This is a genomic window from Mycobacterium sp. (genome assembly GCF_052143115.1).
Classification (GTDB): Bacteria; Actinomycetota; Actinomycetes; order Mycobacteriales; family Mycobacteriaceae; genus Mycobacterium.
The window spans coordinates 1-18,157 of the sequence record NZ_JBKQTQ010000325.1; the positions used below are offsets into that span (position 1 = coordinate 1).

At 65.6% G+C, this 18,157-nt stretch carries 18 protein-coding genes and 1 pseudogene; 5 read left to right on the forward strand and 14 right to left on the reverse strand.

Annotation, left to right across the window (positions count from 1 at the left end; all coding sequences use genetic code 11):
• Positions 1 to 193: 193 nt before the first annotated feature.
• A pseudogene (locus ACLQI9_RS31610) lies at positions 194 to 573 on the reverse strand (DUF6264 family protein); the annotation flags it as partial.
• A gap of 28 nt (positions 574 to 601) precedes the next feature.
• A complete protein-coding gene (locus ACLQI9_RS31615) occupies positions 602 to 1,876 on the reverse strand; it encodes an outer membrane protein assembly factor BamB family protein (RefSeq protein WP_442392776.1) in 1,275 nt (424 codons plus the stop codon).
• 224 nt (positions 1,877 to 2,100) lie between these two features.
• On the opposite strand from ACLQI9_RS31615, the gene ACLQI9_RS31620 reads away from it, so the two are divergent.
• Complete coding sequence (locus ACLQI9_RS31620; protein WP_442384354.1) at positions 2,101 to 2,838, forward strand: acyltransferase; 738 nt, start codon at positions 2,101 to 2,103, stop codon at positions 2,836 to 2,838.
• Positions 2,839 to 2,844: 6 nt separating this feature from the next.
• Here ACLQI9_RS31620 and ACLQI9_RS31625 read toward each other — a convergent pair whose 3' ends face one another.
• Both ACLQI9_RS31625 and ACLQI9_RS31630 read right to left on the reverse strand, forming a co-directional pair.
• Positions 2,845 to 4,185, reverse strand: coding sequence for a cryptochrome/photolyase family protein (locus ACLQI9_RS31625; protein WP_442384356.1), 1,341 nt, complete (start codon positions 4,183 to 4,185; stop codon positions 2,845 to 2,847).
• 16 nt (positions 4,186 to 4,201) lie between these two features.
• Positions 4,202 to 4,684 carry a TspO/MBR family protein gene (locus tag ACLQI9_RS31630; protein WP_442384358.1) on the reverse strand — a complete coding sequence of 161 codons (483 nt, stop codon included), beginning with the start codon at positions 4,682 to 4,684 and terminating at the stop codon, positions 4,202 to 4,204.
• A gap of 81 nt (positions 4,685 to 4,765) precedes the next feature.
• Between ACLQI9_RS31630 and ACLQI9_RS31635 the strand changes: the two genes are divergently transcribed.
• Positions 4,766 to 5,323, forward strand: a complete 558-nt coding sequence (locus ACLQI9_RS31635) for a MarR family winged helix-turn-helix transcriptional regulator (RefSeq protein WP_442392778.1) — start codon at positions 4,766 to 4,768, stop codon at positions 5,321 to 5,323.
• 27 nt (positions 5,324 to 5,350) lie between these two features.
• A complete protein-coding gene (gene fni / locus ACLQI9_RS31640; protein ID WP_442384382.1) occupies positions 5,351 to 6,376 on the forward strand; it encodes a type 2 isopentenyl-diphosphate Delta-isomerase in 1,026 nt (341 codons plus the stop codon).
• Positions 6,377 to 6,441: 65 nt separating this feature from the next.
• On the opposite strand, the gene ACLQI9_RS31645 is transcribed toward fni, so the two are convergent.
• Complete coding sequence (locus ACLQI9_RS31645) at positions 6,442 to 6,987, reverse strand: MarR family winged helix-turn-helix transcriptional regulator (protein WP_442384362.1); 546 nt, start codon at positions 6,985 to 6,987, stop codon at positions 6,442 to 6,444.
• 266 nt (positions 6,988 to 7,253) lie between these two features.
• Positions 7,254 to 7,946, reverse strand: a complete 693-nt coding sequence (locus tag ACLQI9_RS31650; RefSeq protein ID WP_442384384.1) for a GAF and ANTAR domain-containing protein — start codon at positions 7,944 to 7,946, stop codon at positions 7,254 to 7,256.
• Between the two features lie 291 nt (positions 7,947 to 8,237).
• Here ACLQI9_RS31650 and ACLQI9_RS31655 point away from each other — a divergent pair, with 291 nt between their 5' ends.
• Positions 8,238 to 9,713: an SDR family oxidoreductase gene (locus tag ACLQI9_RS31655; protein WP_442392780.1), complete on the forward strand. Its 1,476-nt coding sequence runs from the start codon at positions 8,238 to 8,240 to the stop codon at positions 9,711 to 9,713.
• A 41-nt stretch (positions 9,714 to 9,754) separates the two neighbouring features.
• Here the strand turns inward: ACLQI9_RS31655 and ACLQI9_RS31660 are convergent, their stop codons facing one another.
• Genes ACLQI9_RS31660 through ACLQI9_RS31695 form a run of 8 tightly spaced genes read right to left on the reverse strand, consistent with a single transcriptional unit; the run spans position 9,755 to position 17,227 of the window.
• Entirely contained in the window at positions 9,755 to 10,753 is a 999-nt protein-coding gene (locus ACLQI9_RS31660; protein ID WP_442384366.1) for a DUF5914 domain-containing protein, read from the reverse strand.
• On the reverse strand, positions 10,750 to 12,273 hold the full coding sequence (locus tag ACLQI9_RS31665) for an FAD-dependent oxidoreductase (RefSeq protein WP_442384368.1): 1,524 nt from the start codon (positions 12,271 to 12,273) through the stop codon (positions 10,750 to 10,752). The genes ACLQI9_RS31660 and ACLQI9_RS31665 overlap by 4 nt, the downstream gene beginning before the upstream one ends.
• Positions 12,270 to 12,995, reverse strand: coding sequence for a class I SAM-dependent methyltransferase (locus ACLQI9_RS31670; protein ID WP_442384370.1), 726 nt, complete (start codon positions 12,993 to 12,995; stop codon positions 12,270 to 12,272). The genes ACLQI9_RS31665 and ACLQI9_RS31670 overlap by 4 nt, the downstream gene beginning before the upstream one ends.
• Entirely contained in the window at positions 12,982 to 13,293 is a 312-nt protein-coding gene (locus tag ACLQI9_RS31675) for a lycopene cyclase domain-containing protein (RefSeq protein ID WP_424395587.1), read from the reverse strand. The genes ACLQI9_RS31670 and ACLQI9_RS31675 overlap by 14 nt, the downstream gene beginning before the upstream one ends.
• On the reverse strand, positions 13,290 to 13,610 hold the full coding sequence (locus ACLQI9_RS31680; protein ID WP_442384372.1) for a lycopene cyclase domain-containing protein: 321 nt from the start codon (positions 13,608 to 13,610) through the stop codon (positions 13,290 to 13,292). Before ACLQI9_RS31680 ends, ACLQI9_RS31675 begins: the two co-directional genes overlap by 4 nt.
• Positions 13,610 to 14,572, reverse strand: a complete 963-nt coding sequence (locus ACLQI9_RS31685) for a phytoene/squalene synthase family protein (RefSeq protein ID WP_442384374.1) — start codon at positions 14,570 to 14,572, stop codon at positions 13,610 to 13,612. Before ACLQI9_RS31685 ends, ACLQI9_RS31680 begins: the two co-directional genes overlap by 1 nt.
• Positions 14,569 to 16,098: a phytoene desaturase family protein gene (crtI, locus tag ACLQI9_RS31690; RefSeq protein WP_442384376.1), complete on the reverse strand. Its 1,530-nt coding sequence runs from the start codon at positions 16,096 to 16,098 to the stop codon at positions 14,569 to 14,571. The genes ACLQI9_RS31685 and crtI overlap by 4 nt, the downstream gene beginning before the upstream one ends.
• 28 nt (positions 16,099 to 16,126) lie before the next feature.
• The gene (locus ACLQI9_RS31695) at positions 16,127 to 17,227 is read right to left on the reverse strand and encodes a polyprenyl synthetase family protein (RefSeq protein ID WP_442392782.1); all 1,101 of its coding nucleotides are present in this window, start codon (positions 17,225 to 17,227) and stop codon (positions 16,127 to 16,129) included.
• 238 nt (positions 17,228 to 17,465) lie between these two features.
• Between ACLQI9_RS31695 and ACLQI9_RS31700 the strand changes: the two genes are divergently transcribed.
• The gene (locus tag ACLQI9_RS31700; protein ID WP_442392784.1) at positions 17,466 to 18,089 is read left to right on the forward strand and encodes a TIGR03085 family metal-binding protein; all 624 of its coding nucleotides are present in this window, start codon (positions 17,466 to 17,468) and stop codon (positions 18,087 to 18,089) included.
• The last annotated feature ends 68 nt before the right edge of the window (positions 18,090 to 18,157 follow it).

Sequence of the window (18,157 nt, forward strand, 5' to 3'; positions counted from 1 at the left end):
TCATCCGGCGGTAGCCCAGCCCCACCCCACAGGCCCCCAACGACACGCCGTACGCGGGCATTCACACATGAGGCAACGAAGGAGCTACGCGGGCATATTTGATGAGTCAACGCGGAGTCAACGCGGCACCGCAACCCGCAGAGACTTGTGTGACTGTTGTGACAGTAGCGTTGCGTCCAACGACAACGCCCCAGACCGGGCCGGCCAGCGATTCCATCGCCGCAGCGCCGAAGGCCACTGCCAGCTGAGCGACGCAGCCGATGAGCGGCACGACCCACGCGACCCGCTGGCGGACGAGTCGAATCAGCGTGACGGCACGTCGGCAAACAAGATCGCGCCGCCGGCCCATAGGTTCAGATTCATCGCCCGATCCAGCCAGGCCGGGTCGCCACACTTCTGGTAGCCGCAGGGATCGGTCATCATCACCAGAAGTCCCAGCAGCACGATCGTCGCGCCGAAGAGGAGAAAGTGCGCAACCAGCAAGACGATCGTTCCAAGGACATCGGCGAGCTGACGACCACTGTTCTGCGCCGACGGGTGCTGCACGGCCGGGTCAGTCGACACGCACACCATCCTTGCCGAGGCGATACCGCTTGACCAGTCAGTTCGGCCCGAAGCTGTACACCTGGCCGTCGCTGGTGGCGGTGACCACCCGGCGGTCGTGGCCGATCGAGACCCCGACCGGGTATCCCGTCGCCTCGGGCAGCGAATAGTTGCTAAGCGTGCGGCCGCTGCCCGGATCGAAGACCAGCAGCGACATCCCCCGTGCCCCCCTGCCCGGCCCGCCGGTCACCACTACATAGCCGACGCCCGGACCGGCCAGGCTCGACGTCGACAGCGGGCTGACGTCGTTGCGGCGCCAGACCTGCTGGGCGTGGTCGCCGGCGTCCTTGAAGGCGACCAGTCGGGTGTCCGGGCCGCCGCCCGACACGATCAACCCATTCGGCGTCACCGACGGCGGCGTCTGCGCGAGGAACGCCAGCGGCACCGACCATTTCGGCTTGCCGTCGGCGGCATGCAGCGCCCACAACCGCTCGTCGCGGCCGTTGACGTAAATCGTGGAGCCGTCCTTGGACAGCACCGGGCTGGCCAGCACACCGGCGCTGACCGCGTCGCTGGCCCATTCCCGGGTGAGCAGCGGGCTCTGACCGGGGTGATACTTCAACGCGGTCAGCGCGGCCGCAGGGGCACCCGGCTGCCACAGGCCCACGACCACCATCCCGTTCGCCGCCGCGAATGCCGGCGCCGCGGCGACCGGGCAGCCTGCCCGGGCCGGTCCGCAATCGGAGAGCCCGCGGGTGAAATCGGCCGGGTCGACGTTGTCCACCAGATCCACGGAATTGCCGACCACGGTGCCGCGGTGAGCGTCGAAAACCTGCACCTGCCCCAGGTGTGTGACGACGAGCAGTTGACTGTGTCCGAGAAACCTTGGGGTGGAAGGCATTCCGATTACCGGTCGGCGCCAACGGATCCACTGGGTGGGGGGAAAGGACACCATCGCCCCGGGCTGGCCGACGTAGAGGTTGTCGAAGCCGTCGAACAATGGGCCGGAGATTCCGCCGCCTTGGAAGAGCCGAGTGCACCAGCGTTGCCTGCCGTTGTCGTCGTTCTCCCACTCCATCAGCGAGCAGCCGCCCGGGGTTTGAGCGTTCAGTACCATCCAGTTGCGGGAGCTCAGCGCCGGTGCGGACGCCAGCGAACCCTTGACCGAGCGGGTCCAGCGCAGGGTCAGGCTGGTAGCCCCGGAGGTCGTCGTGTAGCTGCTGTTGGCGGCGTCGCCGTATTGCGCGGGCCAGCCCTCGGCGGGCACGGTATCGACCCACGAGTCGGTGTTGCCGCAGCCGGCCAGGATGGCCGCCAGAACGACCGCCGACACCGCGCATGACCAACGCCGTAGTGCACGTCGAGGGCCTGGCCAGAACACGGTGTGGGTTCCACATCCTTCCCGGAACGCGGATGGCACAGCGGGTGCCGGCCTGTTATCTGCGGAGCATGAGCTGTGATCGAGTACAGCCGAGGGTAACTTGTGCCGCCTCGCGTGAGTCTGATTGCCCGCCTCCTCAGCTTGTCGTTGCGCGGCTGGCGCTAGAGTTTCCGGCCATGACGACAATGTGGGGGGCACCTCTGCATCGCCGCTGGCGGGGATCGATGCTCCGTGACCCACGCCAGGCCAAGTTCCTGACGCTGGCCTCGCTGAAATGGGTGCTGGCCAACCGCGCGTGGACCCACTGGTATTTGGTGCGCTACTGGCGGCTGCTGAAGTTCAAGCTGGCCAACCCGCACATCATCACCCGCGGGATGGTGTTTCTCGGCAAGGGCGTCGAGATCCACTGCACACCCGAACTGGCGCAGCTGGAGATCGGCCGCTGGGTGCACATCGGGGACAAGAACACCATCCGCGCACACGAGGGCTCGCTGCGGTTCGGCGACAAGGTGGTGCTGGGCCGGGACAACGTGATCAACTGCTATCTCGACATCGAGCTCGGGGATTCGGCGCTGATGGCCGACTGGTGCTACGTCTGTGATTTCGACCACCGAATGGACGACATCAATTTGCCGATCAAGGATCAGGGCATCATCAAGTCCCCGGTTCGGATCGGGCCGGACACCTGGGTCGGCGTGAAGGCGACGGTGCTGCGGGGCACTACGATCGGACGGGGCTGCGTGCTGGGATCGCACGCAGTGGTCCGCGGGGTTATCCCGGACTATTCGATCGCGGTCGGGGCACCGGCCAAGGTGGTCAAAAACCGGAAGCTGTCCTGGGAGACGTCGGCCGCGCAGCGCGCCGAATTGGCTGCGTCCCTAGCCGACATCGAACGCAAAAAGGCGACCCGCTGAGGCTTCTCACCTGATCTCTTGGTAGCGGCGTAGCGCCTCGCTGCGTTCCGCGCCATGATCGACGATCGGCTCGGGATACCCAGGAGGCCGGTCGCCCTTGGTCAGACGGACATCGTCGACCTGGGCAAGCTCGGGCACCCAGCGACGAATGTAATCGCCTGAGGGATCGAACTTCTCGGCCTGTGTAGCCGGGTTAAACACCCGAAAGTACGGCGCCGCGTCGGTGCCGCAGCCCGCGCACCACTGCCAGCCGTGCGGGTTGTTGGCCATGTCGCCGTCAACCAGCTGATCGAGGAACCAGCGGGCCCCCCACTGCCAGGGCAGGTGCAGGTCTTTGACCAGAAACGACGCAACGACCATCCGCACCCGGTTGTGCATGAAACCGGTCTCGTGTAGCTGGCGCATGCCGGCGTCGACGATCGGGAAACCGGTTTCGCCGGCTTTCCACGCCTGCAAGCGCCGCTTGGCGTCCGCGCTGGTGTCGGTCTGGATGGCGTCGAAGTCGCGGTTCCAGTTCCACCAGGCGCTATCCGGCCAGTGATGCAGAACCGCAGCGTAGAAGTCGCGAAATGCCAACTGCCGCAAGCATGCTCGCGCGCCAGCGCGACGCTGGTCCAAGTCGGCCACCATCGTCCGCGGGTGGATCGTGCCGAACTTCAGGTGCGCCGACATCCGGCTGGTGGCCTCTCGGTCGGGCCGGTCTCGGTCGTCGGAGTAGCGGTCCAGGCCGTCGTGAACAAATGCTTTCCATTGCCGCCGCGCGGCCGCCTCGCCTGCGGGCAGGTCAAGCTCGACGCCCGGATCGGGTATCTCGACTGATTTCGCCCGCTTTCCCAGCTGCGCGGGATCGACCCAGCGCGCTGATTTGGGGCCGGTTCGAGCAGGTTTCCGCCACCCCAATTCGCGCCATCGGCCGAAGAACGGGGTGAACACCTTGTACGGCTCGCCGTTGTCCTTGGTGACGCGGCCCGGCGACACCACATACGGCGATCCCGTCGCCACCAGCGGCACGTCGCCCAACGCCGAGCGCACCCGATCGTCGCGTTGCCGGCCATACGGCGCGAAGTCCTCCGAGACATGCACCGACGGCGCGTCGACCTCCTTGGCGATGGCAGGAATTCGCTCTTCAGGCCGTCCCCGGGTCACCAGCAGTCGCCCATCCAGGTCTTCGTGCAGCTGCCGCAGCGAGTCGCACAGAAACTGCATGCGCCGGCCGCCCGACGACGCCTCCAGGCGCGGATCGAGCACAAAGCAGGCGAGCACCTCCTCGCTGTCGGCCGCGGCCCTCAGCAGCGGAGGGAGATCACGCAGCCTCAGGTCGCGGCGGAACCACAACAACGCGGGCATCAGCGGGCTACCTGTCTCATCGTCGATTGAGTACCCAGATATGGCCCGACATTGCAGTGGCAAAGGCACACCACAGCGGATACGGCAACAGCGCGGCGCCGGCACGCGGATCGGCCGCGGCGGTCCGCCTGGTCAGGTCGGCGCTGCTGGCTGCCAGCACCGCCGCGCCAACCGCCGAAGCGCCGAGCCTGTGGTACTTGAAGAACAGCCAACTCCATCCCGCGTTGAGGATCAGGTTGACGGCCAACGCGACGACGTAGTTGCGCGCCTCGTCCTGACGCCCCGCTGCGCGCAGCCGGTCGATCGCCGTAGCGGAGGTGACCGCGATGTCGGTGTACAGCGAGGTCCAGGCAACCGGAAACACCCCGTTCGGTGGGACATAGCCGGGCCTGCGCAGCCGCGAGTACCACCGGGTTACCCGCGGCCTGCTGGCTACGCTTCCAATGCCTGCAGCCGCTCCGACAGCAAGCGTCGTTGCGGCCAGTGTCTGCTTATTCACCTGGTATCCTTTCCACTCTCCGATCCAATTCTTTCAGTAATTTAAGTATTAATCAACTGAAGTAATAGCCAAAATGCGGATATGCTGCAAAGTGTCATGGGCTCTGGTGAGACGGCAGGCGGCCGAGCCGCCCTTGCGTCGCAGATCTCGGCCGATCTGCGGGTATTGACGGCCGAATCCGAACAGATCGGCCGAGTTTTCGCTGTCGTAAATGGCTTGCGGCCCACTGACTTTCGCGCTCTGCTGCACGTCATGGTCGCCGAGACCGCCGGGGCGCCGATCACTTCTGGTGAACTACGCCAGCGAATGGGCCTCTCGGGTGCAGCCATCACCTACCTGGTGGACCGGATGATCGCGTCGGGGCACATTACCCGGGAGTCTGACCCTGACGATCGACGCAAGGTGATCCTGCGCTATTCGGAATCCGGCCTCGCGACCGCCCGAGCGTTCTTCGCCCCGTTGGGAACGCACACGCATGACGCGATGGCCGACTTGCCCGACGCGGACCTGTCTGCGGCCAGCCGGGTGTTCACTGCGCTGATCGAGGCCATGCGGCGATATCAGCACGAGCTCGCATCACCCAAACCACCCGTCAGCCAACGTGCTGAAGCCGGCACATGCCAGACGGAGAGGGGGTGAGGTGCCGTGGCAACTGATTCGAGCGGGATGACAACCCGCAAACGACGCCATATAGACGTATGTCTTGATGACCGAGTCGCGTATTCCGGTGTCACGACGGGGCTTGAACGCTACCGCCTGCCGTACAACGCGTTGACGCAGACCAGCCTCGCCCACGTCGACTTGTCCACCGAGTTCTTCGGCGCGCCCTTGCGAGCCCCGATATTGGTCGGCGCGATGACCGGCGGCGCCGAGCTGTCGGGGACGATCAACAGAAATCTGGCCGCAGCCGCCCAACGGCTGGGTATCGGAATGATGCTCGGGTCGCAACGGATCATGCTGGACAGTGCGTTGGGGGAGCAGGCGGCCTCCAGCTTCACCGTCCGCGACGTAGCACCGGACGTGTTGTTGTTCGGCAATATTGGGCTCGCTCAGCTGACAACGGCTGCTGTCGAAGACATTTCGCATGCACTGAAACGGGTCGGAGCAGATGCGCTTGCGGTGCATACCAATCCGCTGCAGGAGGCGGTCCAGCGAAATGGTGACAGCGACTTTTCCGGGTCGGTGGACAGGTTGCGCGAAGTCGCTGGCGCACTGGAATATCCGGTGCTTCTCAAAGAGGTGGGCCACGGAATCGGTACCTCGGCGGTGACGGAGTTGATGGGTCCGTCGGGCGAGCCACCGGTGGCCGCCATCGACGTCGCAGGCGCCGGCGGCACGTCGTGGTCACGGGTGGAGCAACTCGTTCGCTACGGCGAGGTGCGCTACCCCGACTTGGCCGACTGGGGCATACCCACGGCGCAGGCCATCGTGGAGGTGCGCGAGGCGCTGCCTACCATCCCGCTGGTCGCCTCCGGTGGTATCCGCAGCGGCATGGATGCGGCCAAAGCGCTGGCACTGGGCGCCGACGTGGTGGCGATCGCCCGCCCACTGCTGGCAGCAGCGATCGAATCCACTGACGCCGTGCTGGATTGGCTACAGCGATTCATCGACGAGCTACGAATCTGCCTGCACGGCACCGGCGCCGCGGATCTACTGGCCCTGCGCTATATCGGCGTCACGCCGATTCCGTAATCGCGGGTGGATGATCCGTAAATTAGTGATGCTCAATATGTTTCGTTAGATCGCCAAGCGATGTTTCAGACGTGATCGCTCGTTGTGGTCGCTCGCGCAGTTGACGAGTTCGGTTGCTGCGTAACGAGTTCACTTTCAAACGTCGACATCGCGGCGATCATCGCGGTAATCACCCGGTGTGCGGCAAGGAGGTCTTTATCGGGCAGGTCCGCGAGCGCGGCTCGGAGATGAATGCCCAGCGGGGTGAAGAACCCGCGTGCCAGTTCCATACCGCTGTTTTCATACCGAAGAAGTGCTTTCCGTCGATCGCCGGGATCCGATTCGCGCCGGACATGGCCGGCGTCGATCATCCGGTCGACGAGATAAGTGATTGCAGCAGGCGAGACGTCCATTCGCTGTCGTAGTTGAGCCATGGTCAACGGCGTCCCAGTGTTTTCGGCAACCATGATGTGCAGCAAGGCGTGGAAATCGTTGCCGCTCACATCGTGCTGGCGCGCGAAGTGGCGACCTATCCGATCAGACTGTGCTGTGACCGCCCGCATGTCGGCCGACATCAGCTTCTCAAGCTCTGGCCGGTTGGGAGGTGAACTCTGTGTGCCCCGCTTAGTCACCTAACCGCATCCTTCTAGGGATTCTTGCGCGCCAGCGTATCGGAAACCCGCTGGATCAGCGGCAATACGACAGCAACTGCCAAAAGTGCCCCGTGCCCGCGCTGTTGCGCGGTGCACGGTGGACGTCGGATTAGCGTATCGGCACGTTTTCGATAGCTACGATGGCCCGTCGGAGCCGCGCGCGGGGAATAGGATATCACGAGTGACAGTCAGCCCGCAGGCGACTGGACCTTCTGACTTCTACAGTCCCGCAACGGTATTGACGCTCAGCACGGGTACTGCACGGGCAGTGAATGATCGCTGGTGATGACCCGCTGGGCAATTTGTGCAATCGGGGTGTTCGACTCTTGAGACACCCGCTTGAGCAATTCGAAGGCTTCGGCAGCCTCAATGTCGAGGCGTTGCATCAGCATGCCTTTTGCCTGGCCGATGATGTCGCGGGAGACAAGTGCACTGCGGAACTGCTGGTCACGTCGCATCATGTTCCATACCAGCGCGGTGTGGGTGGCGAAAATCAGCCCCAAGTTGACTGAGCCGTCAGTGAATGCGTTGACCGGTTCGGCGTAGAAGTTGAGCGCAGCAGTGGTCCCGCCTTCTCTGAACATCCCGAACGAGAGGATCGATCGAATCGGTGTCTGTTTGAGCGCCGCTTGACGGTAGAGCGGCCAGCGGTCATCAGCGTCGAGATCATCGATGCGGACGCTGTGTTGTTGCGCGGCGGCCGTCAAGCAAGGTCCCTGTTGATAGCGACTCTGGATCTCGTCCAGCATTTCCGGGTAGCGATGAGTCGCTGCGACGGTTTCGCTACGGCGGCGCCTCTGGGTGACGGTGATGCCCGCATATTGGGCGCCGGGCACCGATTCGGCGGCACCTTCAATCAACTCGCGGAGCAATGCGGCTGTGCCGAACGACGCACGTTGGTGTAGGTCCGCCACCAGCTGCGCCGCCCGTAAGAACATCGCGCTTTGCGAACTCACCGTCAGCTTTTCCACGTCACCGCTGTTGGGATCGCAAAGCGTTTGGTTTGTGCTTGCTCCCATCAAGGGCCCTCCCGCACCGATTCGTTGGCGCTGCAGTACTGCTTACCGCATACATAGCCGCTACCCCCTCTTCAATTTTACGCTACTATCTTAACTATTAATCTTTTGAAGTACATATGCCGGATGGATCGCGGCAACGGCGCACGCCTCCAACTGGCGCATAGCGTCTTACCAGCCGACTCGGTATCCGAGCCAACGGAGGAGTAAGCGATGCGCTGCGTCGTATTTGGAGCAACCGGCTACCTAGGCATCCGCCTGGTTCCCGAACTGCTGTCAGCCGGGCATGACGTCCGGGTGATGGCCCGACAGCCCGCCAAGCTCGATGACGTGCCATGGCGCCGGCACGTCGACGTGGTCGAGGGCGACGTCAGTGACGGCGAACAGGTGCGGCGAGCACTCGAGGGTCAGCAAGTTCTCTACTATCTGGTGCACTCGCTGCTGCGTTCGGATTTCGTCGACTTCGATGCGCGCGCGGCATCGATCGTCGCCGACGCGGCCGCCCCGGCGGGACTCTCGCGGATCGTTTATGTCGGCGGCATCATCCCCGATGGGCAGCAGTTGTCGGATCACCTGGCGTCGCGCGCCGAAGTGGGCAGGCTGCTCCAAGAGTCCGGAGTCCCCACCGCGGAGCTGCGGGCGGCGGCGATCATCGGAGCAGGATCAGCCAGTTTTGAGATACTGCGGTATCTGACCGAACGACTGCCGTTGATGGTCACGCCGCGGTGGCTGCGAACCCAGGTTCAGCCGATCTCCGTCGGCGACGTGTTGTACTACCTGGTGAACGCGGCGGAGCTGCCGGCCGAGGTGAACCGGGCCTTCGATATCGGCGGTCCCGACACTTTCACCTACACGGAAATGATCCGCAAATATGCCGCGATCGCAGGCCTGCAGCGTCGCATCGCCATTCCGGTGCCAGTGCTGACTCCGTGGCTGTCGTCGCACTGGGTCAACCTGATCACCCCGCTGCCACGCGCCCTGGCTTCGTCGCTGATGAAGTCGCTGGAAAACGACGTGATCTGCACCGAGCACGACATTGCTTCCCAGATTGCGGACCCCTACGGTGGCCTCACCCACTTCGAAGACGCCGTTGGACTCGCCCTGGCCCGGGTGCGCGACGGCGAGCTGCACACGCGGTGGTCGCGGCCGGGAGCAGACGACTCACCTGCGCGCCCGCTGCCCACTGACCCAGTCTGGGCCGGCGGATCGCTGCACGAGCAGGTGTCTGAACGCCGAGTAGACGCTGATGCCGAAACGCTTTGGCAGGTTTTCGAGTCGATCGGCACAGAGCATGGCTGGTCGGCAGCCCCTCCGGCCTGGGCGCTGCGTGGGTGGATCGGAAGACTCTCCGGCGCCGTCAGGGTTGACCGCGGATCCCGACAGCCGCATCGCCTGCATTCCGGTGAGGCGCTGGACTGGTGGCGCGTCGAGCACATCGACCGGCCCCGCCTGCTGCGGCTGCGTGCCGATGTTCCACTGCCCGGCCGGCTGTGGCTTGAGCTGTCGGCGCACGAGGACAGCGAGGGCGGCTCCCGTTGTCGCCAGCGCACGCTGTTTCAGCCGTACGGCCTTGCCGGTGAAGCCTTTTGGAAGGCGTCCGCGCTGTTTCGCAACGCGGTCCTCGGCGGTATCGCACGTGACATCGCCTCGAACGCCGCACAGCTGTCCGGCCGTGCGGTCGCCAGTTAGCCTTGGCTACGACCTCGACTGTGAACGGTTGCGCGCCCGCATTATGTTGTACCGGCGCGCAGCTGATAGCGGCGTTCGGCGTAGGCGAGGTCGTCTTTCCAAAGCCGGGACGCGGCAACGCGCATCACCCCGGTGATCAGCGGGGCGGCGCGGCGTGCCCGCTTGAATCCGGTGCGGTCGGAGGTGGCGACGACGGCTTCGATCACCGCAGTTCGCGGTCGATTGTCAGGGCCTAAACCGATTGGTGTGGAATGGGTTTCGACCACACTGCCTGTTCCCTCACCGTCGACGATGCGCATCACGATGGTGCGTGCCTCGGGGCTGGTGAACTCCGCGACGGTGGGTACGCCGATGCGGCCGATTCGGAATGTCACCGCGACCAGGAAGCGGTCCGCCTCGTCGGTCGGAGTGGTCAGTACCTCGAGCCGGGTAAACGAGTAGGGGTGGTACCACGCGCCGTGCCACGGATCGAGGCGGTTGGCGATGATATCGGCGGGCTCGCACGTGCCGACCAGTCGGGTGACGGCGTGCAACGTGTCGCCGGTTGGCCTGGCCGAAATCACCGGCTGACCCAGCGGCTCTTCGCCGCCGACACTGTCCAGACGCACCCACGCCAGCACACCGTCGTCGTGGCTGGGCAGTGGCCGCCACCCGAATTCGTCTGTGCTGCCGTCGAGGCATAGTCCGTGCCATCGGCAGATCAGGGCACCGCGATGCACGGCTGCGGTAGCAAGGTCGGCGCCGAGATGCGGACAACTGCGCGGGCCGACGTGTAGCCGGGACTGCTGATCGCGCCAGGCGACCAGTTCGACGCCGGCGACGCGGGTGCCGAACGGTCGGCCGGGCCGAACACCGCGGCTCGCGGCGAACGCATACCAGTTGCCCGTGGGTCGGCGCTGCGATCGGTCCAACGCGGCGTCGATGATCGCCGGCGAAGCATCGCGGTAGGTCGGACGCTGGCCGGCCCACACCACCGGCGGGATCGCCTGCAGCGGCCAATCCTTGGGCCAGCGGCGCCGCATGTTGTCGCCGATGTTCATCGTCGCGAAAGCCTTTCTCGGCCGGCAAGAAAGCGCAGCAGCGCCGAGCGGCCTTGGGTAGGAACCGTACACAGGGCATGGCCGGCAAGTCCCCATTGCGCCAATATCTGGTTGGCGGCCGCCCAGCCGGTCGTGGCGGCACGCTCCATCAGGGCCACCGGCAAGTCGATGCGGACTCCGTCACCGGCGAGTAGCAGCCCGGGCAGCGGTGTTATTACCCCGGGTCGATGCGCATGGGTGCCAGGCGCGAACAGCGGACAGTCGCGGTGATGCAGCATTCGTTCGTAAACCACTCGCGCGCCGGCGGTTTCGGGGTAGAGCTCATGCAGCCGACTCAGCATGGCTTGCTGCGGCTGCGCGGATTGCACCGCGTACGAATGTAATTCGACAACAGAGCCATGCTGTTGCCGGGCCCAGTCGGCGGCTTGGCGTTCGTAGCGGTCAAGGACGCTGATGTTGTCGAGCGGTTCGTGACCGGCGGTGCCCAGAAACGCCGGCCGATGGGGGGCGACAGGGCGGTCGATCCACAGGCGATGCACCATGAAGGGCGGCGCGGTGCGCAGCCGCCTGATCCGTGCCCGCCACATGTCGTCGCCAAGTCCCGGTGACGACGCCACAATTCGCTGCAGGCCGGCCACATCGGTGGCCAGCACGACGGCGTCCGCGTCCAGACGGTCATTGGTATCGGTGTGGATGCGGAATGTCTGTGTGTGTCCGCGGCCGATGCTTGCCACGGCGCTGCCCTGATGGAATCGCACTCCAAGGTCGGCCAAGTATTGCTGCAGCGGCTGCCACAACGCGGTGTCGTAGTTGGCGTTGGCGACGTCGAAGGTAAGCCCCTCGCTGGAGCCGAGGAAGTAGATGTGGAACATCGTGGCCAGCTCCGCGGCCGACAGCTCCGTCGGACTGGCGAAAAAGCTGCGAGAAAATACCTCGAAGGCGAGGTGGCGTGCCGCCTCGGGGAAGTTGAGGCTCTTCAGGAAGGTCTCGGCGTCGATGTGGTCGAGGCGATTGTAAATGTCGGGCAGTGACACAGCGGCCAGCGGCGCGGCAGCGCGCGCGTCGATCCGGGCCAAGTCGCCAAGTCGAAAGGTGGGGCTGCGCAACGCGAATGCCAGCGCGTTCCACGGCGGGGTGCGGGGCAGACCACGGAAGCTGTCCCGCCGGCCGGCGCCGTCGATGAGCGGATAATCGTCGACCGGTATCAACATGGACAGCTTCGGGTCGACGCGGCGCAGCAACGCCCGCAAGTTGTAGTACTGCCGGAAGAAGGCGTGGAAGCCCCGGTTCATTCCGACCTCGATGTCGCGGTATTGCTCGGTCCAGGCGCCGACGCGCCCGCCCAGATACTCCTCGCGTTCGATGACGTCGACGCTGATTCCGCGTTCGGCCAGACCCGTGGCGGCGGCCAGACCGGCGATTCCGGCACCGACAACAACGGCGCGCGGTTGAGACGACAGTGCGTTGGCGCTGGGCAGGCCCTGCGGTGCCGGGTACGTCCGGCGACGCCGATCGGTCATCGCGGTGCGTCCCCGAGGAAGGTGTGCACGAGGTTGGTCTCCCATCCCGGCATGGTTTCGCTGTGCACCGCGGTGAACCCCGCGTCGCGCAACCGCTGCCGGAATTGCGTTGCGCCGTCAAATGTCAGCACGCTGCGCCACAGATGCCGATACAACGTCGCGTCGCGGGTCTGCCGCCAGCCCAAGGGAATGATGATGCCCCAGCACACCGCGTGCCACACCCAGGTGGCGGCCCGGGAGTCGCGCACCGAGTAGTCGTGCACCGCCAGCGTGGCGCCGGGCGCCAGCAGGTTGCGGAAAGCGCGCAATTGGGTGTCGGGATCCGACAAATTGCGGATCAAATAAGCGGCCAGGATCCCGTCGAACGTCCCGACGACGCCGTTTTCAGCAAGGGCCTCGATGGGGGCATGCACGAACCGGACCGACGGGGGCCACGACTTGGCTTGCGCCTCCTCGAGCATTCCTCGTGACGCGTCGACGCCGACGATCTCGGCCTGCGGGGCGACGCTCAGCAGAGCGGCCGTCGACGCGCCGGTACCGCAGCCGGCGTCGAGCAGCCGCAGCCCTTGACCGCGGCCGGGCAGTCGCAGCCGCTGTGCCGAGAGTCGCAGGTGGGCATGGTATCCGGGGCTGGCGCCGACGAGCCGATCGTAGGCAGGCGCGCCGACGTCGAAAGCCGCCGGCACGTCCGCGCGGGGCAGACCGGTGTTACCGACGCTCACGTTGTCGTTCCCATAGCAACAGCACGGCAGTCACCAACGCGAAGCCGAACAGGAAATCTTCGATCGGGATGTCGAAGGGAAACCGGATACCGGTGGTCTGCCGATCGTCGTACACCACGATCGGGGCGCTCAGCTTGGTCAGCCAGCCGTCGACCAGGATTTGAAATCCGATCACGATCAGCATCGACACCCAATAGGCCGGGCGCCGAAAAAGCCCGGTGCGCAACGCCGTCACCTCGAGTGCGCCCACGGCCAGCACCGCCAGCACGGCCGGCACCGTGTAGCCGAGGCCGGTCATCGGCGGTTGAACCGCTCGAGAATGGCGCTCACCGCGTTATAGGTCAGCAGCCCACACGCCGGAATCACGAGAAAGAACACGACCTCCTCGATCGGCAACTGAAACGGGATAGTCACGCCAGAGATGTACGTACGGTTATAGGTCCATACGTGCGCGCAGATCGCCACCTCATCCCAGAGCAAAAACACGGCGGCAACCGGTAACACCGCGCGCATCGCCCGCTGCGCTTGGCGGTAGACGCCGGGAGGAAAGATCTCCAACGGCAAGGTGATCGCCAGGCATGCCGCGAGAACGAGGAGGTATTGCCAGCGATCCATTACGCCACACCGGGTTTGCGATCACGTGATGCGGCCCGGTCCGTCAGCCGTGCCCGCCACGAACGCAGCAGGCCGACGCCGGCGACCCGGAGTCGTCGCCCGGTCCCCACGGTGGCGCGCTGGTTGAACACCGCAAAATCAGAGTCTTCGATGCGGTCGAGAATTTCCGCGTACAGCGTCAGCGCGGTAGCGACGCACGGTCGTGACCGCGGCGCCAAGAGGGCGACACCGCCTGCGGCATACCGGTAGATCTGCCGGGCGACGTCGTGCTGATCGACCAGCGCGTTGCGCACCCGGTGATCGGTCCGGTGATTACTGTGACACCACATCAGCAGGTCGCGATCGACGCCGTAGGCGGCTAATTCGTCGGCGGGCAGATAAATCCGCTGGCGCATCAGGTCTTCGTCGATGTCCCGCAAGAAGTTGGTGAGTTGGAAGGCCCGGCCCAGCGCCGCCGCGTGCGGCGCAGCGTCCTCGGCCGGTCCTGTCGTGCCCAAGATCGGAAGCAGTTGCAGACCAATCGCTTCCGCCGAGCCCTTCATATACAGGTTGAGTGCAGCGCGGTCGGGATAGTCGGTGATCGTGAGATCCATTCGCATGGACGTCAGAAAGTCGTCGAACAGTTCGTCGCGGATGCCGTAGCGGCGTGCGGTGTGCCGCACGGCCGCGAGCACGGGATTGCTCGGGTGCTCGTCGAGGGCGAAGAACTGGTCGGACAGCTGCCGCAGCCGCGCCGCCCGGATCGCGGTGTCCAGGGTCGGGTCGAAGTCGTCGAGGATGTCGTCTGCGTAGCGGGCGAAGCCATACAGCGCGTGGACCGGCGGACGTTGATCCGGCGCGAGCAACCTGGTGGCCAGAAAGAAGGTGCGGCCGTGGGCGGCGTTGATAGTGCGGCAGCGTTGATACGCGCCGCGGAGGCGCGGGTCCTCGATACCGGCGGCGTCCAACTCGGTGCGGATCATGACAGGCCGGCTTTCGCCACGACGCTTTGCTTCGACCGCTCGATGATGCCGGTGATGCGGTCGGCGGCTAACCGCCCGGAGATCAACGCGGTGGGCACGCCGACGCCGGGCACGGTCGAGGATCCGGCCAACACCGCGTTGTCGATGCCCCGCACGATGTTGGCGGGACGGAACGGTCCGGTCTGCGCGAACGTGTGGGCCAGCGCAAACGGCGTGCCGGCGACCATACCCTGGCGGGCCCAGTCGGCGGGGTTGACGACATGCAGCACCTCGGCGCTGTCATGCAGGTCCGGAACCAACCGCGTGCCAACGATATCGAGAAGCTGGTCGGTGTAGCTGTCGCCGACGCGCGACCAGTCGACGACACCGCGGGTGAGGTTCGGCGCCGGGGCGAGCACGTAGAACAGGTCGTGGCCGGCCGGGGCCAGGCTTGGGTCGCTGGCCGTCGGTCGGGTGACGAGCAGCGACGGATCCCGCATCAGCCGGCCGTCTCGGATGATGTCGGTGAATGTCCGCTCCCATGCCGCGCCGAAGACGATGTTGTGATGTGCCAGCTGATGATTCGCCGACGGCGCGCGGCGGCAGCCGGCGTGAACGACGACCGCCGATGGCGCCGGCCGCAGGGTGCCGAGGCGACGCGGTTCGCGGCCCAGCAGTGTGTAAGTCTGGGGCAGTTCAGTGGTCAAAACCACCGCGTCGCAGGCGATGCGGTGCTCATGGTCGGTGTGCAGCGCGGTCACACGGCTCCCGGCGCGTTCCAGGCCGGTGACCGTCGCGCCGTAGACGAAGCGCACTCCGGCATCTGTCGCGGCGGCGGCCAGCGCGTCGGGCAGTGCCCGCATCCCGCCGCGCGGAAACAACACACCCGAGATGGTATCCATGTAGGCGATGACCGCATAGACCGCCAGAGCCTGTCGCGGCGCCACCCCAGCATACAGCGACTGGAACGTGAAGACTCGTTGCAGCCGCGGGTCGCTGATGTGGCGATTGACCATGGCGTCCCATTTGCGGAATCCGCCGATTGCCGCCAGTCGCGCCAGCTGCGGATTCACCAGCGACAGCGGGGAATCGAAGTTCTTGGCGATGAATCCGTCGAACTCGGTCTGGTACAACCGGGTCAGCCAGTCGCGCAGCTTGCGGTAGCCCGCCGCCTGCTTGGCGTCGGCGAATTCCTTTATGGCGGTTGCCATTTGATCTGCGTCGCTGTGCACATCGAGGCTGCTGCCGTCGGCGAACTGCGCACGGTAGGCCGGATCCACGGTCAGCAAATCCAGTCGGCCCGAGCAGGTTTCACCGACGGCGGCGAAAGTGTCGTCGATGATGTCGGGCATCGTCAGCACCGTCGGTCCGGTGTCGAGCCGATAGCCGCCGACGTCGAGCCGCCCCGCTCGTCCACCGGGCCAGCTCTCACGTTCGACCACCGTGACGTCACGGCCGCGACCGGCCAGATGCAGCGCCGCGGACAGGCCAGCCAGACCGGCGCCGACCACGACCACCCGATCGCTTGGACCCCGCACGGTCCGCATCAGCGAAGAACTTCTCTGCGTAACGGCGTCATTCGGCACGCTCCGTGCACACGGCGGCCATGTTCGCCAGCGCGGTCCGCACGTGTTCGTCAAGCCGAAGCTCGTCGAGTTCGTCGCGCGCCGACGCGACTCGGTCGCTGATGGTGTCTTCGATCCACTGCACGGCGCCGGTCGTGACGATCAACGTCCGCCAACGGTCGATGGCGATGTCGTCAAGGTTACCGCCATTCATCAAGTCCGTCAGCTGCCTGCGGGTGGGGGCGTCGGCCAGGTGGTGTGCGGCGATGACCACACTGGTGGCCTTGCGCTCGATGAGATCTTGGCCGCTGGGCTTGCCGGTCACCGCCTCGGCGCCGAATACCCCCAGCAAGTCGTCGCGCAGCTGAAACGCTTCGCCCACTGCTTCGCCGTAGCGGCCCAGCCCCGACAAGGTGCGTTCGCTGCAGCCGCTCATCGCCGCACCTATCTCCAACGGCCGGCGCACTGTGTAGTTGCCCGACTTGCGGCGCGCCACCTCCAGCACAACGGCCATCGACGGCAGATCGCGGACATCGCTTGCGAGATCGGCAAACTGGCCCAACGCCAGCTCGGTGCGCATGGCGTCGTAACGCGGCCACGCCTGCTGCAGACGGCGATGCTCGATGCCGCTCCCGCGGAGCATCTGGTCGGCCCAGATCAGACACAGATCGCCGAGCAGGATGGCCGCCGATTCGCCGAACCTGTCCGGCGATCCGGATAACCCTCGCTTTCGATGCCACTGGCCGAATTGGACGTGCGCCGCAGGACGGCCCCGGCGCGACGACGATGCGTCCATGACATCGTCTTGCAGCAGCGCGAAGGCGTGCAGCAGCTCCAAGCTGGCGGCCGCGAACAGCGCCTCGTCACTGTCCACCGCGCCGGACAGCCACCCCAGATACATGAAAGCCGAGCGGAGGCACTTGCCGCCGGTGACGAAATTCAACAGGATGTCGCCGGCCACCTCGACACCGGAGTCATCCAACTCGACGGCGGATCGCTCGGCTACGAATGCGGTGACGTGCGTCAGCACCTTGCGGCGCAACCCGATTCGCCATACGTCGAATTGCCCGGGATCTGACCACTTTTCCTGATCCAAACTAGCCTGATCCAAACCAACAGGCTGCGCGGGAGGTACCAACGACAATGCACCTGCCTCGCCCACTGAAGCCCCTCTCGAAGGATCTGGTCGCCACCAGCCCGTACGGCTCAGACTCATGCGCCTATACCTCCCTGACGACGAAGACAAACACGCCGTGCTGGCCGTACCAGATTAACTTCACAAGGTTAAAGTTTAACTTAGTGAACATCTGGCGCGCTCGCCGGAGCGACAACTCGCCTATCGTGAGGCCATGACCGCAGCCCGGCGTGAACGAAGCGCACTGGTGGACACCCTGCGCGCCGTCGGTCCCGACGCGCCGACCCTCTGCGAAGGCTGGAAGACCCGCGACCTGGCCGCCCACCTGGTCGTTCGCGAACGGCGGCCGGATGCGACGGTGGGGATCGCCGTGGCCTTCCTTGCCCGTTACACCGCCAAGGTGCAGAACAACGTTGCGCAGTCAACCAGCTGGGACGACCTCGTCGAGATGATCTCGTCCGGCCCACCGGTGTACTCGCCGTTCAAGCTGCTTGACGCGGTGGCCAACCTCGGCGAGATGTTCATCCATCACGAGGACGTGCGCCGCGCCGTCGAGGGCTGGCAGCCCAGAGTGCTCGACCCATCGATCGCTACGCCGCTGCGCCGCCAGCTCGGGCTGATGAGCCGCATGATGTTGAGCAAGCTGCCCGCGCAGGTCGTCCTGCGGACGCCCGCGGGTGAACAGATTGCCCGCGTCGGCCGCGGCGATGCCGTCACAGTGACCGGCGAACCGCAGGAGCTGTTGTTATTCGCTGCGGGCCGTGATGCCGGACTCCTCGAGTTCGACGGCGACCCAAAGACCGTTGCCGCCGTCCGGGCGGCGCCCCGCGGCCTGTGATCGCGGCCGCGACGCCGGCGTCACGCCGGGGCGCGTCCGAGCAGATGCCGCAGCGTCTGCTCGAGATC

What these genes read in the sequence shown, in the direction of transcription:
- ACLQI9_RS31620 (WP_442384354.1), top strand. Translation starts at nt 2,101, where the DNA reads ATGACGACAATGTGGGGGGCACCTCTGCATCGCCGCTGGCGGGGATCG.
- ACLQI9_RS31625 (WP_442384356.1), bottom strand. Translation starts at nt 4,185, where the DNA reads ATGCCCGCGTTGTTGTGGTTCCGCCGCGACCTGAGGCTGCGTGATCTC.
- ACLQI9_RS31635 (WP_442392778.1), top strand. Translation starts at nt 4,766, where the DNA reads ATGCTGCAAAGTGTCATGGGCTCTGGTGAGACGGCAGGCGGCCGAGCC.
- fni (WP_442384382.1), top strand. Translation starts at nt 5,351, where the DNA reads ATGACAACCCGCAAACGACGCCATATAGACGTATGTCTTGATGACCGA.
- ACLQI9_RS31650 (WP_442384384.1), bottom strand. Translation starts at nt 7,946, where the DNA reads ATGTTCTTACGGGCGGCGCAGCTGGTGGCGGACCTACACCAACGTGCG.
- ACLQI9_RS31655 (WP_442392780.1), top strand. Translation starts at nt 8,238, where the DNA reads ATGCGCTGCGTCGTATTTGGAGCAACCGGCTACCTAGGCATCCGCCTG.
- ACLQI9_RS31660 (WP_442384366.1), bottom strand. Translation starts at nt 10,753, where the DNA reads ATGAACATCGGCGACAACATGCGGCGCCGCTGGCCCAAGGATTGGCCG.
- ACLQI9_RS31665 (WP_442384368.1), bottom strand. Translation starts at nt 12,273, where the DNA reads ATGACCGATCGGCGTCGCCGGACGTACCCGGCACCGCAGGGCCTGCCC.
- ACLQI9_RS31675 (WP_424395587.1), bottom strand. Translation starts at nt 13,293, where the DNA reads ATGACCGGCCTCGGCTACACGGTGCCGGCCGTGCTGGCGGTGCTGGCC.
- ACLQI9_RS31680 (WP_442384372.1), bottom strand. Translation starts at nt 13,610, where the DNA reads ATGGATCGCTGGCAATACCTCCTCGTTCTCGCGGCATGCCTGGCGATC.
- ACLQI9_RS31685 (WP_442384374.1), bottom strand. Translation starts at nt 14,572, where the DNA reads ATGATCCGCACCGAGTTGGACGCCGCCGGTATCGAGGACCCGCGCCTC.
- crtI (WP_442384376.1), bottom strand. Translation starts at nt 16,098, where the DNA reads ATGCGGACCGTGCGGGGTCCAAGCGATCGGGTGGTCGTGGTCGGCGCC.
- ACLQI9_RS31700 (WP_442392784.1), top strand. Translation starts at nt 17,466, where the DNA reads ATGACCGCAGCCCGGCGTGAACGAAGCGCACTGGTGGACACCCTGCGC.